Source organism: Limnobacter sp. 130 (genome assembly GCF_902506325.1).
GTDB lineage: Bacteria > Pseudomonadota > Gammaproteobacteria > Burkholderiales > Burkholderiaceae_B > Limnobacter.
In genome coordinates, this window is the sequence record NZ_LR732328.1 from 795,176 (window position 1) to 808,835 (window position 13,660).

Below are 13,660 nucleotides of genomic sequence, written 5' to 3' on the forward strand. Positions count from 1 at the left end.
GTTCAAGTGAATGAAATAAATCACTTTTTTGAGTTCCAGTGCACCACTTTTTCTCGAATGTCAAAATGTACATGGCTGCGATAAATCCCAACCCCCCCGAATGCGGGGTACTGTAGGATTTTAGCCAATTGATCAATATTCACACCAATTGGTTTAATGTCCATGGCGAAAAACTGCCCACCGGCGTCGGGCAGATGTCGGGAGTTTCTGGCGGCGCCTTCCACCACGGAATTGGTCTGTTGGGTTCGCAAACCCGAGGTAACTTCGAACACGGTGTAGGCATGGTGTTCAGCCAAAACCACCTGGGCCCATGCCGCCAGTTGCAACATTTCAATGTTGGGTATTCCAACACGATTTGCTCGAATGTCCCTTAACAACCAGGCCGCGGTGCGAAAACCTTCTTGCGTGCTGAAATCGATTTGAAAGCGGTCAGAACCACGCTGAACATCCAGCAGCGTGTAGCTTGGGGATTGTGTGGCCCAAGCCAGTTTGTCCAGGTGAACTGCCAGCGAAACCGAACTTGCTGCAGCAAGAAACTGTCGCCTGTTCATGATTAAGGCACTGCGGGTGGTGTGCAGGCCTGGTTACCGTTCTGACAGCAACTGCTAAGAATGGACAATTGCGCTGGCGGATTGGCATTGGGGTTGTACACACAGCGAATAAAGGCGCTGCCGCCAGCGCCTGCGCCACCGCCCGTGTCGGCGTCCACTGCTACAAAGCGATAGCCAACAGGCGTGTCATTGAAAATGATTGTTGTGCACGCAACTCCGCTTTGTACCCAGTTCAAAGTGCGGTTGCCCCGGCAAAAGTCAACATCGGCAATGGGATTACGTACATCGTACCGAGAGGCCAGTGCGCCCACTCGAACTCCGGGCAAACCTGCCGGTGTTGTTGAGTCGGTTACTCGGTCACCATCAATGTCCAGTGCCACTGTGAAGTTGCCGCCAGCACTCACTGCAGGAGTATCAGCTTGCAATGTGACAAAACCATTGCCGCCCATGAAGCTCAGCATGTCACCCGCAATGTCGTTGTCGAATTCACCCGCAGTAGGATCTTGCGCGCCAATGGTGACTGCCTGGCTCAGCGTAATGTAGCCCTCAATGCGGCAGTTGTCTGCTGCGACCGAACAGTTGGCCGGAAGCACAGACAGACGGGTAATAAATTGACCATTCGATGCAGCAGGGCGGTTCACAAAACTTGCAGGCAGCAGACCTACATCAATCAGGTTTTGCATTGTGGGAGTCAATTTGCTGCCCTCGTTACCACTGACCGGGTTCTCGGGAATGGTCACGTCGGTAATGCCGTCGTTGTTCAGGTCGACTCGCAAATCGCCTGGGGCGGACAGGCCACGCCGGTAAAGATCAGTGTAAGAATTCAGTGCGTTGCCAACCTGGTTAAGCTGGTCGGCTTGTATTTTTGCGACAGAAGATTTTGCAGAACGTGCTTGTTGCTGAACCACTGCGAAAGCAATGATTGCACTGATGATCAGCACCAGTGCCAACTCAATGCTGAGAAAGCCGGTGTGGTTTTTGTTGCTCCGTTTCAGTGAGTCAAGCATGTGCAAGCCGCCTTGATTCAAATGAACAAGGGGGCAATGCTGCCCCCTTGAGTATTTCAATTGATGTGATTAACGACGACCGAAGGTCATTGCGATATTGACTGGTTCATCGCCGCTTCCACAGATAGTAGTAGTAGCGTCAGTAAGCGTAATTTGACCGTTAACCACCGGCACAGCAGTGCCTGCGGTTCCACCAATAGTTCCCTGAATTGATGTAACGCCGTTGGATACTGCCAGCACGATGTCTGCACATTGATCACCCTCTACAGCTTCCCAAGTCAGAACCGCTTCATTGGGATCAGTGCTTGCAATAGTCACATCACCGTTATAGCTGTTGGGTAGTACGGCTCCAGTGCTATCAACTTTCAAGATCGCTAATTGGGCAGCAACATCTTGGTCAAAGCCGGTGTAGCCAGAAGTGGAACCCACTTTTTGTTTAGACTCACTGATCACTTCTGTAATCTGCTTAATGTTGTCCTGCACTTCAGTACGGCGCGCATTGTTCTGGAATGCGATAAAGGCTGCAGCAGCAACAATCGCTGCAATGATCAGGCCGATTGAAACTTCAATCAGGGTAATACCGCTTTGTTTGCGGCGGGCATTCAGTGTGTGTGATGTCATCATTTTTGATTCCTCTCCGAAGGGAAATTGTGTAGTACGTGTTGGCCCAAGCATTCCGTATATATACCAACAGACGAATTAATTGTAGATTAAATGCGTGCAGTGTCAAGCACTTATTTCAACGCATGCGTTGCATTCTTTTCACAGGGTCCAGTTCTTCGGTCATGCTTTGGCTGATCGACAGTTGCCCCACGTACAAAAACACCACTACAGCCGCTGCAACGCTCAGTAAAACAGCATTCAAACCCTTGGCGGTGTTGCCAATTTCATTGCGAATGTCTTCACCGCCCTCAGTGCCAAGCTGAATCAGAATTTTGTCGAATTGCGGGTTGTTGCGTATGGTGGTGGCCAGGCGAGCCAGCAGTTTCGGGCTCATCAATCCCTTGCTAAACGCAGGAATGTAATCGGTGGGGGCCACGTTCAAGTGGTTCATGATCTTTTTCAAATGCCAGCGCATCCACGGGTCGGCGTTGCGTTTCAGTGTGTCAAGCGCGGAGGAAAGTGTTGCACCACTTTTCAGCAACACCGCCAGTGAAGTGACCAACAAGCTGACCTGAAAGTCGCGGTAAATCGACAGTGGCAACAAAAACGGCGCAACCGGAAACAGCAAGAAGCCCCAGCCCTGTGGCACTTGCTCCAATTGGCTTCTCAAATTGCCTTTCCAGCGGGGCAGCGCGTAAGTAAATGCTGCGATAGTGCCAATGATACACAGCACAATCAAACCGCCATGAGAGGCAACAATTTCCGACACGATTCGGACTGACATGTTGAACGGTGTCCACACCTCGGGCGGTGCCACTTTCACAATAATCGGAATGGATTGCGTGGCAAGTACATAGCTAAAGCCCGCTACGCCCGGTATCAGTACCATGGGGGGAAATATCGCTTTCCAGATCACGCTTTTTGCATCTTTTTGCGATTTAATTGCAGCGGCCAAGGCACGCAGCGTGCCTGGTTTGTCTTTGGCTTCATCCACTGCGGCAAGCATCATGCGGTCGTTCTGGGGCATAACCGCGCCCAGAATTTGACTGATCAAAAAATCATCGCCCAGGCTGAGTTTGCGAACCATCAGCTTCAACGCCGCTTCCCGACTGCTGTTGCGTGTTCGCTTGTGGCGCGCAATTTTCAGTTCTTCTTCAAGGAAGGTTTTGAACTGTTCTTTGTTCTCAATCGACTTGGCGAGTTGCTCATAGAACGCCTCACGCTTGCCGCGAAAATCCATCAAGTTGATGGCATTGAACAGGTTGGTCAGTTTCTTTTTGAATGTCATGTTCAGGTGTAGCAGGCGGTTTCGGCGCGGTCAGCGTCGTTCATGATTTCGAATCGATCAAAGCTGTCAAAACGTTCACAATGACGTGGATCCACTTCGCCCAGTAGTGCTTTGTACAGGGTGTGTTCAAACACGGTTTTGCCATCCATGTTTTCCGATCGGAAATTGCCGTCCGATTTGGAACGGTAATACATCATGGCCTCGTAGTCCTTGCCTTGGCGTATCAGGTTCAGCCACTTTCGGTCGGGCGTTAAGATTTCAGCCACCACGCTTAGGCCCGCAGTTCCCCGGTGTTTGCAATGTGGGCAGCCACCCTGTTTCTTGAAGTAAAACAGATCGCGTTCCAGTTGAAACCGGTTTTCCAGCGTGTCGAGCAGTTCAAACACATGCTCGGCGTCGGACATGCCTTGTTGATAAAGTCGACCACCTATTTTGCAGTGGGGGCACAGTTTGGGCACCAAGGCCTGGTAAACCAGCAAGGTCAAAATATTCGGGTTGGTCAGCACATCGCGACTCATCCCGATTTCCTCATTGGTCAGGCGGGGCACAATGCCCGAGATCAAATGCGCATGCACTGTACCGCAGGCCATGTGGCCTGTTTCAACAATTTGCTGGGCTGATATCGCAGTGGCCGGGTCACGAATTTCACCCATCAACACACAGCCAGGGTCGGCACGCATCAGGCCGGCAACCACCTCCGCATATTTCGCGGCTGAACCTTTGCGGTCCAGCAAATCGCGCTGAATCGGAATTTGGTGTACGCCCCGAAGCGGATATTCCACGGGGTCTTCAATGGAATAAAAAGCATCGGTGCCATTGCCCGGATGGGTTTCAATAAAAGTTTTTAGCGTGGTGGTTTTGCCGGAGCCCGTAACCCCCGCAAAAATGATCGTGCCCGAAGGGGTGTTGGATGCGCTCTTTAACTGCTTCATGTGCGAGAGCGCATAGCCCAACTGTTCATAGCTAAGGGTTGGCGCATCGATGTCCACGTACAGCAAACGGCACACCACCTTGATGCCCGCCCAGCCGCGAATGGATTGATAACGCATGGCCACGCGTTTGCCACCCACTTCCCGTGCGGCGATCATGCAGTACAGGTTTTCGCCGACAGAAAACTGGCTGTTGCTGTTGGAGCCCTTGCCCGATGCGTTGTTGTAGGCCCAGGCCACGGCACGCTCAGCTTGAAGGGGGGTGTACACGCCGCCTTGCTGGTCGCGCAGAAATTCCAGTTCGCCGTCTACACGAAGTTTGACTTCAGCAATATTATTGACCACCTGCACGTGAATGTCGGTGGCTCTTTCCTGCACGGCCAATGCCACCCAGGATTCAAAAATTTCCTTGGCTTTGGACTGTGCCAAGGCGGGGTCTTCTTCCCCGTCGGTGTTGTCTGTTTTGGTTCTTGAGTTTTCGATCAGGTGTTCAATAACACCGCCGCCGCAGCCAATTTCCGGCCGTTCGAACGTAAATTTTTCAGCGATCAGTTTGCCGCGCAGGTGGGATATGAAAGGGCGGACCAGCGCAACTTTTTCGGCGTCGTACAAAATGATTGCGCGTTTTACGCCGGTTTCAATGGCGCACACATGTTTTTCTACCGCCGCTGGCAGCTTCAACAAAGCCCCCGCACTGCCGTCCGTCAGTACGCGTGAAAACGCGGGCAACTCGCTGAGTTTTTCAACTTTCAGTGATTTGTCCGCCTGCGTGGCCAACACATTCAGTGCAGGATCTCTGTTCATGATCAAAACCTCACTTGCGCACCCACGGAGACATGCTGCGTGTTGCCGTTGCTTGCGATCAGTTCAAGTCCATTTTGAGTAATTCGTTTGATATTGAATTTTCCCAGTTGTTCGCCTTCACGAAGCGTGCGTACACTTCGGCTGGCTGTTTGTACTTCCGCTGTCATCGCGCCTGCTGTGCCGTATACGCCCAATAGCGTATTGGCTGAAAATGTACTCGCCGGTTTTCTTGCAGTGCGCACGGGTGCAGGCTCTTGCCTGGTCGATGCAGCCGCAACCGGGGCGGGTTGGGGTTTGGTGCTTACACTGGTGCTTACGCTACCGCCTGCCTTCAACGCGGTTTGAAGCTCTTCACGCAGGGCCTGTTCTTCCTGCAGCCTTTGAATTTCAGCCAGTGTTTTTATATTCAGTGGTACGGAAACTCCATTGAGTTTGATGTTTTCAACGGGTGTTACCGCAGTTTTGTTTTCAGCTTTGGCTTCTACTTTGACCGGTGTGTTTTCTTGTGCATGTACTCCGCTTAAAACCAGCAGACCAGCTGTGGCCAGAAGGGCCCGAGTCAAATAATTAGTACGCATAAAGTGCTCCCTTCAATGTCACCATCACGGCACCATCCAGGTTTTTGGGTTCAATTTTCATCGAAATCTGATTCCAGTAAATTCCGGATTGGTAACGATCCAGAAAGTCTTTCATTAATGTCAGGCTGCCTGTCACCTCTGTGGCGTGGCGATTCACCGACACGTTCGGTGGAATGCTCTTGAAGCCGGTGGGCCAGGTTTGGCCTTGCGTATCCACCTTGAACTGAATGCCGGCTTTTTGCCAGGCTTGTTGTTCCAGGTAAAGCAGCTCACTGGCTTCCTGTTTTTTTGGCAAGTCTTGTAATTGCTGAATTCCCTCGGGGGCCATCTCGTACGAGAACGAGAATTTCAACTTGTTGACGTCTTTGGGGTCTGGGCTGCTTTGCTGATTGTTTAAAAAACTCACCAGCTCTTGCGTGTAACCCCCTTGCGATTGCCATTGGCTGGTGCACTTGCCCAGGTTGCACTGAATACTCTCCAGCAACCAGCCGCGCGCCATAAAAGGTTGCTCGCTCAACAGGTTCAGCATCTCGACGACATCGGTATTGGCCAAGCCCACATTGCGTTGGTCGGTCGCCAGCTTTTTCAGATACTGCGGTGTTTGTATATTGGACTGCGCCTGTTTCAGGCGTGCCTCGCGTGCGCTGGCTTCCAGGTACTCATTGCCGCCATACACTCCCCCTGCCAGCAACAAAACAACAGCAAGCATTCCCGATGTCTTGATCAGGTCTGTTGGCAAGCCAGTCAGTGCGTGTTTCTTGTTGAAGCTACCCAGCTGGGTTGCGATTTCAAGGGGCAGGGCACTGGGAAACAGCTCGGAGGCATTGCTGTACACATGGTATTCCGAGCTTTCAATCGACCCATTGGTGTAGGTGTTGACAGTGCTGAGCACCTCGGAATCGCTGCCGATGATGTCCATCGTCGGCGCGCCCTGTTCAATCACCACCAGTGCCAATTGGCCTTTCTTGATTCCTTCTTCTATGCGAATGGCATAGATGGCGTGCTCTTGCTCATTTCGTGTGACCAGCATGGCAGCCAGGCTGTACACCTGGCTCGTGCGTTCTTCGTCTGAAATGTCAGGGTCAAAGTTGTACAGACCCAGGTATTCGTTCTGATTGCCTTTGAGCAGAATATGCTTGGTGGCGTCGATGCGGTCTGCAAATTCCCGAATATCGGCAATTCGTTTGCTGTAGCCGGAATGAGCCAAAGGCTGCCAGTTCAGGCCAGCAATGTAGGCTTTCTTGCCTACCTGATGAACTACTGCAGACTGCTCAGCCATGGTGTTGCCCCGCTATTTACAGCACCACCGCGCGTACAAGAACAATAAAGTTCTCGCGCATGGTCGACAGGTTGCGGGAACCACCAGCCAGCAGCGGCGCCTGTTCAGTCAGCTTGCGTTCCTTAAAGCCGGAAACATCGCGCGACAAACCGGTAATGGCCATGACTTCGCCGGGGCGAAGTGCAATTGTGTACTGGTCGGAAATACTGCTGGTGTTGGGTGTTTGAACGCGTTGCAAGGTTTCGCCAGAGCCTGTGGTAATTTCCAGCAGGCTTGTAAGGTCGGACAAGCTGATGCCCATTTTCAGCATGATGGTGTTGTTCTCCAGAATAAACGGCATGGCCGCAAACTGGTCACCAGTCGTGATTTCATCGGTCGTCAAACCAGGAACACCTGTGCCGCCACCCAATGCGCCCGAGGAGGCTGGTTTGGTTTCTGACAAATAGCCCGTGGTAGTCAGGCGTGCCTTGCGCGCCCATTGCCTGTTAAGCGCCACCAGCGAAATAGGGCGATGCTGCACATTGTCGCCAATTTCGTTTAGCGCTTGCACAATGGCTGAACTGGCGCCGAATCGCTGATTGGTGGGGCTGTTTGGTAATCCTTGGCCAGGAATAAAACCCTGCAACGCCTCGGGAATGGTCAGTGCTATAAGACCGGCTTCGGGGGCCACCAGCGAATCGGGTGACAACACACCAATACCGTAGCGCTGAGACAGGCTTCTGAAAAACACATCCCAATTCACACCCTGTTGATCATCTTTTTTGGACATCACCGAGTAAATATCGAGTTGTACATGCACCTGTTTCAGCATGTTTGCATTCTCGGCGCGGATCAGATTTCGCACCTGGGTTTGCATGTCACGGCTTGTTTTCACCATCACACGGCCTGTGCCTTCGGCCACAATCACTTCCGACCCAGGTACCGAGGCCACCATGCGATTGATCACATCCAGAATACTGGCCTGGCCGTTGATTTTTCCTTTCTCGGACACGCTCAAATTTGAATTGCTTTGTACTTCGTTCCCGCGAACACGACCTTGCGTGCCGCTGCTCATGGCGTATTCATAGCCGTTGGGAAATGATGCCAACTCGTACATGGCGGTGGTGTAACGCATGATGACAATCGAGTTGTCCCGGTATTCCCAGGACAAGCCCAACTTGTCGGCGGTGTTGTTGAGGAAATCAATCAGTGTGCCGTCCCAATTCATGAACACGGCCGCCACTGTGGTTTGCGGAGCCAGCGCAACGCTGTCCGTCACTGTCGGGGTGGAGGGGGGCGTTGCCGCTTCAGCCGGTGCATTGACCGGTGGCAACTGGCGTGCACCCCTGCGTGGCTCTGCGCTTACGGGCGCACTGAAAACATCTTGTTGAATCCGTACGGGAATGCCGACCATTTGAGTCAAGCGCGCAGCCACCATGTTCAAATCCACAGGGCGACCTTTGTCCGCGAAATTCATTTTGTAGGTTTCGTGGAAAACTGCTGGCAGTTTGTCATCGTCATTCACATGCACAAACGTGCTGCCAATCCAGCTTTTGCTGGCACGCTTCAGAACCTTGGCGTTTTGCTGTTGCCTGGCCTGTTCCTCGGCATACTGACTGCTGCCACGAAATGAACCGTTGGTTGGCAAGGTGCTGTTGACCTGATCAACTTTTCGGACTCCATTGTCGTTGTCCGCTTGTACTTCTGCACGGATCTGTGGGCCAGTACACGCTGCTGTTGCAAGGCACAGCAGTGCCGCAATTGCCGTACTAACCAATGTTCTGTTCAGTGGTGTCTTCATGTTTTATCGGCACTCTTCTTTTTGGTCGCCCAGGCGGGTAATGCGTAGCAGTGGTGGCTCGTTGTTGTACACACAAGCCTCCAGTGGGTATTCACTGTTCTTGATTCCTGGTGTTTCAAGTACTTGCTCTACTGCATACTCAAAAGTGCCAGAGAAGGTCGTGCCCGCTGCAATCATCACGTAGCGATCGGCATCCCAACGAAATGTGTAACCTGCCTCTTTCGCCCAGCGGCGAATGGCTTTGTCCAGTCGACCATCTTCAACACGCAATTCCCATTGAATGGCGCGTGGTGTCACCACCAGCCTTGCACTTTCCTGCTTTACAGGCAGAGCAGCCAGCTGTTCGGCTTCCCGAATCACTTTCGGTGGCAGGTCAACAATGAACACGTCGGAGGAAGGCGTTTGCATGGCCAGCTGAATGTTGCTGGTTTTGCTGGAGAGTGCACTTGGTGATTTGGGTTCAAGAGCAGGTTGCGCCACTACAGCGATGTGCCTGGCTTGCGGCATGGGGTCGGGAGCATTGTGCCTGGCCAGTTCAACATTGCGTGACAGCAGCTCATCGGCGAAATACGGGAGGTTCTCCTCACGTTTATCGAGCACCGCTGAGTAAGTGGGTGCCGCCATTGCTACAGTGGCGCTTGTCTCCCCACTTGTTTCTCCGGTTGTGTTCCATGCCATCAGTACGATGGCAAGACCAAGAGCAAATTCCATATTCGTTTTACCTTTCTCGTTTGGATCGGTGTTTCAGCAGGTTTGCATTTTTTATTAATTCGAATATGCATCAATATACGAAATATTTTCACATGCAGCAATCCCCAAATTATTCAACTGCGTCAGGGGCTTGTTGGCTGGCTCAAATCAATCTTGATAGATTGCTTCCAACCATTGCTTGCCTTCATGTGGGCTGTAGTGGACCAGAAGGTAGGCCGCTGTTTCAAGCACGGCCAGGCTGCAGGCTTGTGCCTCATCGAAAGCTTCATGATTGATCGCGTCATATTCATGAATGCAAACTTTCAATAGTTCGCCAATCAGGCGAGGCGTGGATTCGATGGTTTTAACCTTGGGGCGCAGTTCGGAATATGCTTTCATCAGGCCACGGAAATAGTGCCAGGTGCTACCTTCAGTTTCGGCCAAGCCTTGGAGAATAAAGGGCAGGCTCAAATTCAGCAGACCCGTGTCTTCAATGTGTGCTGCCAGTTCACTGTATTCACAGTCGTCGGGATCTACTGGATGATGCGCCCTGAAATATGCCATGCCGGTGGCGACCGGGTTGCGGGCAGAAAGGCCCGTGAGCATTGCTGCTGTTCTCTCGAATGGCTTTGTGTGTGCGACCATATTTTTCTTATTCACTCGTTGAGTTAATGAATACTTGCCCGAATTTATTTTGCGAACAAGTGTTGACTGAACAAATGTTTGAAAAAAATCACATTTTTTGTCATTTCATGTAACAGTACCTACAGAAAATGCGACAAATTCTGAGTATCAACTTGAGGTGATTCCCCAAGGTTCCTGATTTATAAAGGGTTTAATTTCCCTCTATATTTCATTCAGGTGATAAATTCGTTGCAAATTCCTGCAGTCCTCTCTGAGCTATTTTCGGTCTTTGGCCGTTTTTTGATGTATTCAGAACCCTCCCACCTAGGGTCCCCTCAATGTGGTCTTGAGACAATCACATCAAAGGGTGGGGGTGGGGGGGTAAAAAGAGGGGGATTAACGGGACAGCACCACTCTAAAGCGGGGGCTTCCATGGCGTACTTTGTCCAAGGCCTCATTAATTTGATCAAATGAGTACGATTCAACAATCGGCTCGATTTTGTGAAGACCCGCAAACTTCAACATGTCGGCGATCACCCGTGGGCTGCCCACTGGCGACGAAGAAATGGTTCGCTGTTGGCCCATCAATCCAAACACGCCAATGTCCAGTGGTTCCAGCACAGCACCCAGAAAGTGCAGCCGCCCCTTGGGGGCCAGGGTGGAAATGTAAGCGTTCCAGTCAAGCTTCACATTCACCGTCGACAAGATCAGGTCGAAAGATCCTGCGGCTTTTTTGAGTGCGTCGGGATCTTTGCTGTTCAACACATGGTGTGCGCCCATACCCAATAGCTCGTCGGTTTTGGATGGATTGCTGCTAAAAGCAGTGACCTCGCACCCCCAAGCCTTTAAAAACATCACGGCCATGTGGCCCAAACCACCCACGCCAATTACAGCCACTTTGCTTTGCGGCGAAATATTGAATTGCACCAAGGGGTTGTACACCGTAATGCCACCGCACAACAGCGGGCCAGCCGTGGCAGGGTTGACACTCGCAGGAATTTTGACAGCACTGATCGCTTGTGCGCGCACTTTGTCGGCAAAGCCGCCATGCCGGCCAACAATGGTGCCTTTGGCTGTGCTGCACAGGTTGTGGTCGCCGCCCATACACATTTTGCAGCTTTCGCAATAACCTGCGTGCCAACCCAGACCCACCACATCGCCAATGGCCAAGTGGCTTACATGACTACCCACCTTGCTCACGCGACCGATAATTTCGTGGCCCGCCACCATGGGGTATTTGGCTCGGCCCCAGTCGTTGTCCAGCATGCTGATATCACTGTGACAAATACCGCAGTGGTCCACATCGATCTCAATGTCGAATGCGCTTAATTCGCCAGGGTCGTATTGAAAGGGTTTCAACGGGCCTTTGGCCTCGAAAGCTGCGTGTGCATTGATCATGATTAATTCCATTAAGGGACCAAAAAAAGGGGGGGTGCCTGTTTTTTATTTACTTTGATTTTGGATACAAATAGTATCCCCAAACCATTCCTGCCCCGGTTTTTTTACTGAAAGCATTGCGGGCATTTTTGAATGGAAAAAACTTCCTGTTCAGGAAAATAAAAACCAATTCTAAAAAGGTAAAAATAACATGAATAAATTTATTGCCCGTGCCGTTCTCGGCGTTGCAGTGCTGGGTGTTACAGGCTGTGCATCAATTATGTCCGGCAAAGAGCAGCAAATTTCCGTGAACTCCAATGTACGTGGCGCCACGGTTCTTATCAATGGTGCAGAGGTTGGAAAAACACCATTTATCGGAAAAGTCAGCAAGCCCAAAAATGGCGAAGGTAACGTGATTACATTGCGTGCAGACGGTTACGACGAGAAAACTGTTGCGGTTGAAACCACCATTGAGCCTACTTTTTGGGTGAATATTTTGACTGGCGGTCCATTTGGTTCTACGACTGATTACAGTTCTGGTGCCATGTACAAACTGGGCGACGGCAATTTCAACATTGACTTGACCAAATCGGGAAAGTAATCACGAGCGATTGTATCCCGGGCGTTAATTCATGGATCTTGATGCATTTTTCAAGGTTAGCCCGGGAGTGGTCTGTCGGTCATGGACCTTATTTAAGGTCTCTCTACAAAAAGACCCGAAGTTCCGAACAGACCTTTGACGACTGGCTCGCGCTCAAAAGGGCACTCATCGACGAATACTCGCCAGCAACACTTTTCGATCTTGCATGCTTGCTTTCTTATTAGCCCGTTCATGGCGGTTACAACTTCAGCTGGTTCTGTTACTTGTGACGTTTGTAAGCCCTGCTTGGGCCAGTGACATCAAAAACTATCCCAAGGCCAGCATTGTCTTTTCTGCAGCCAATCTGAATGATCCCGAAAGTGTTTTTGGTCATGTTTTTATCGTGTTTCACCACGAAATGCGGCCCGAGCCCGACGATCCCGTTGTGGAGTTTTACGGGAACCTGAAAGACATCGACTACGCAATGGTTAAAACTGTGCTTAGCACGGTGCCTGGCCAGTACAAATTTTCTACCTACGCTGACAAACTCCGGCTTTATGATCAAGAGGGTCGGGATGTCTACGTTCGTCCTTTAAGAAAAGAAATTGCCATTCCAGATTTGAAGACGAAAGTAAACGATGCACTTGGTCATCGTTTTGAATATGATTTTCTGAATATCAATTGCGCCTTTTACATTGAGTTGCTTCTCGTCCAGTCCGATGAGGTGTTAAGCAAGGGCTGGCGTATTCGACAACCCCTTGATGTCTACCTGAATTACGGAGATCGTGAAGGCGAGTTTGTCATTAGATCGGCGGATCGTTTGTTGGCTGAGTTTGAATCGGTACCCGATTGGCAACTGAATAAACAGGAAGGGCTCGAATATTTCTCTGCTTACAAAGCATTGGTCGATTCAAGTGTGAAGTCCGATCTGAATCAAGCTGCAAGGGTGTTGATGACAAGGTCTGAGCCCAGTTCTGGAGTGCTTGCGCCACGTGTATCTGAACGGCGCAGTAATCTTTACATGGCGGCTTCGTCGGGTGTATTGGATGTTTCCTACATGGCGTTTAATTCAGAAAACGCCTGGTTGACGGACCCATTGCCCAAGCCCAGTCAACTAGAAGTTGCTGAGGTCAGGGCACGATGTGTAACCCATGCAGATACAGACTGCATTTTTGGCGTTGTGCTGTTCAATAATCGCACTTTTCCCGCAAATGGCTGGGGCAAGTCTAAAGTGCTGTCAAGTGGTGTCCGGCTGGATCAAGGTCCCCAAGCCAATGCTCAAATTGGCCTTGGCGGTGGTTTTGGTCGCGTTTTCGACCTGCCTGTATGGCTGGGGGTGGCCCCACTCGCTCAGGTGGATACCCAATATGGCGGCACGCTTGGGCTGACGGCATCGCTACTGCATGTTTCATCTGCTTTTCGAACTCACCTACAATTGGACTCCAATCCGAGACATAATCCACTAGATAAAACACAAATAAATTTCTCGGTTACACACCAAGCCACTGGTTTATCCGTTCAATGGAACGATGTCGATAAGGGGGTGTTGGGTTACCGTCTGATTTTCTAG

Annotated in this window: 13 protein-coding genes; 2 read left to right on the plus strand and 11 right to left on the minus strand. The window is 51.1% G+C overall.

Going from position 1 to position 13,660, the window contains the following annotated elements:
- Positions 1 to 20: 20 nt before the first annotated feature.
- The 11 genes from FRIGORI9N_RS03835 to FRIGORI9N_RS03885 form a co-directional block, all read right to left on the minus strand.
- A complete protein-coding gene (locus FRIGORI9N_RS03835) occupies positions 21 to 551 on the minus strand; it encodes a D-Ala-D-Ala carboxypeptidase family metallohydrolase (RefSeq protein WP_159568557.1) in 531 nt (176 codons plus the stop codon).
- Between the two features lie 2 nt (positions 552 to 553).
- Positions 554 to 1,558, minus strand: a complete 1,005-nt coding sequence (locus FRIGORI9N_RS03840) for a hypothetical protein (protein ID WP_159568558.1) — start codon at positions 1,556 to 1,558, stop codon at positions 554 to 556.
- 69 nt (positions 1,559 to 1,627) lie between these two features.
- Complete coding sequence (locus FRIGORI9N_RS03845) at positions 1,628 to 2,182, minus strand: type 4 pilus major pilin (protein ID WP_159569613.1); 555 nt, start codon at positions 2,180 to 2,182, stop codon at positions 1,628 to 1,630.
- 115 nt (positions 2,183 to 2,297) lie between these two features.
- Complete coding sequence (locus FRIGORI9N_RS03850) at positions 2,298 to 3,449, minus strand: type II secretion system F family protein (protein WP_159568559.1); 1,152 nt, start codon at positions 3,447 to 3,449, stop codon at positions 2,298 to 2,300.
- 2 nt (positions 3,450 to 3,451) lie between these two features.
- The gene (locus FRIGORI9N_RS03855; RefSeq protein ID WP_159568560.1) at positions 3,452 to 5,182 is read right to left on the minus strand and encodes a GspE/PulE family protein; all 1,731 of its coding nucleotides are present in this window, start codon (positions 5,180 to 5,182) and stop codon (positions 3,452 to 3,454) included.
- A gap of 2 nt (positions 5,183 to 5,184) precedes the next feature.
- A complete protein-coding gene (locus FRIGORI9N_RS03860; RefSeq protein WP_159568561.1) occupies positions 5,185 to 5,760 on the minus strand; it encodes a hypothetical protein in 576 nt (191 codons plus the stop codon).
- Positions 5,750 to 7,039 (minus strand): type 4b pilus protein PilO2, encoded by a 1,290-nt coding sequence (gene pilO2, locus FRIGORI9N_RS03865; RefSeq protein WP_159568562.1) that lies wholly within the window; start codon positions 7,037 to 7,039, stop codon positions 5,750 to 5,752. Before pilO2 ends, FRIGORI9N_RS03860 begins: the two co-directional genes overlap by 11 nt.
- A 16-nt stretch (positions 7,040 to 7,055) precedes the next feature.
- On the minus strand, positions 7,056 to 8,819 hold the full coding sequence (locus tag FRIGORI9N_RS03870; protein WP_159568563.1) for a type II secretion system protein GspD: 1,764 nt from the start codon (positions 8,817 to 8,819) through the stop codon (positions 7,056 to 7,058).
- Positions 8,820 to 8,822: 3 nt separating this feature from the next.
- On the minus strand, positions 8,823 to 9,530 hold the full coding sequence (locus tag FRIGORI9N_RS03875; protein WP_159568564.1) for a TcpQ domain-containing protein: 708 nt from the start codon (positions 9,528 to 9,530) through the stop codon (positions 8,823 to 8,825).
- A 147-nt stretch (positions 9,531 to 9,677) separates the two neighbouring features.
- A complete protein-coding gene (locus tag FRIGORI9N_RS03880; protein WP_159568565.1) occupies positions 9,678 to 10,154 on the minus strand; it encodes a hypothetical protein in 477 nt (158 codons plus the stop codon).
- A gap of 375 nt (positions 10,155 to 10,529) precedes the next feature.
- Positions 10,530 to 11,531: an NAD(P)-dependent alcohol dehydrogenase gene (locus tag FRIGORI9N_RS03885; RefSeq protein WP_236550794.1), complete on the minus strand. Its 1,002-nt coding sequence runs from the start codon at positions 11,529 to 11,531 to the stop codon at positions 10,530 to 10,532.
- A gap of 190 nt (positions 11,532 to 11,721) precedes the next feature.
- Between FRIGORI9N_RS03885 and FRIGORI9N_RS03890 the strand changes: the two genes are divergently transcribed.
- Together FRIGORI9N_RS03890 and FRIGORI9N_RS03895 are read left to right on the plus strand one after the other, a co-directional pair.
- A complete protein-coding gene (locus tag FRIGORI9N_RS03890) occupies positions 11,722 to 12,111 on the plus strand; it encodes a PEGA domain-containing protein (RefSeq protein ID WP_159568567.1) in 390 nt (129 codons plus the stop codon).
- A gap of 205 nt (positions 12,112 to 12,316) precedes the next feature.
- The gene (locus tag FRIGORI9N_RS03895; RefSeq protein WP_159568568.1) at positions 12,317 to 13,660 is read left to right on the plus strand and encodes a DUF4105 domain-containing protein; all 1,344 of its coding nucleotides are present in this window, start codon (positions 12,317 to 12,319) and stop codon (positions 13,658 to 13,660) included.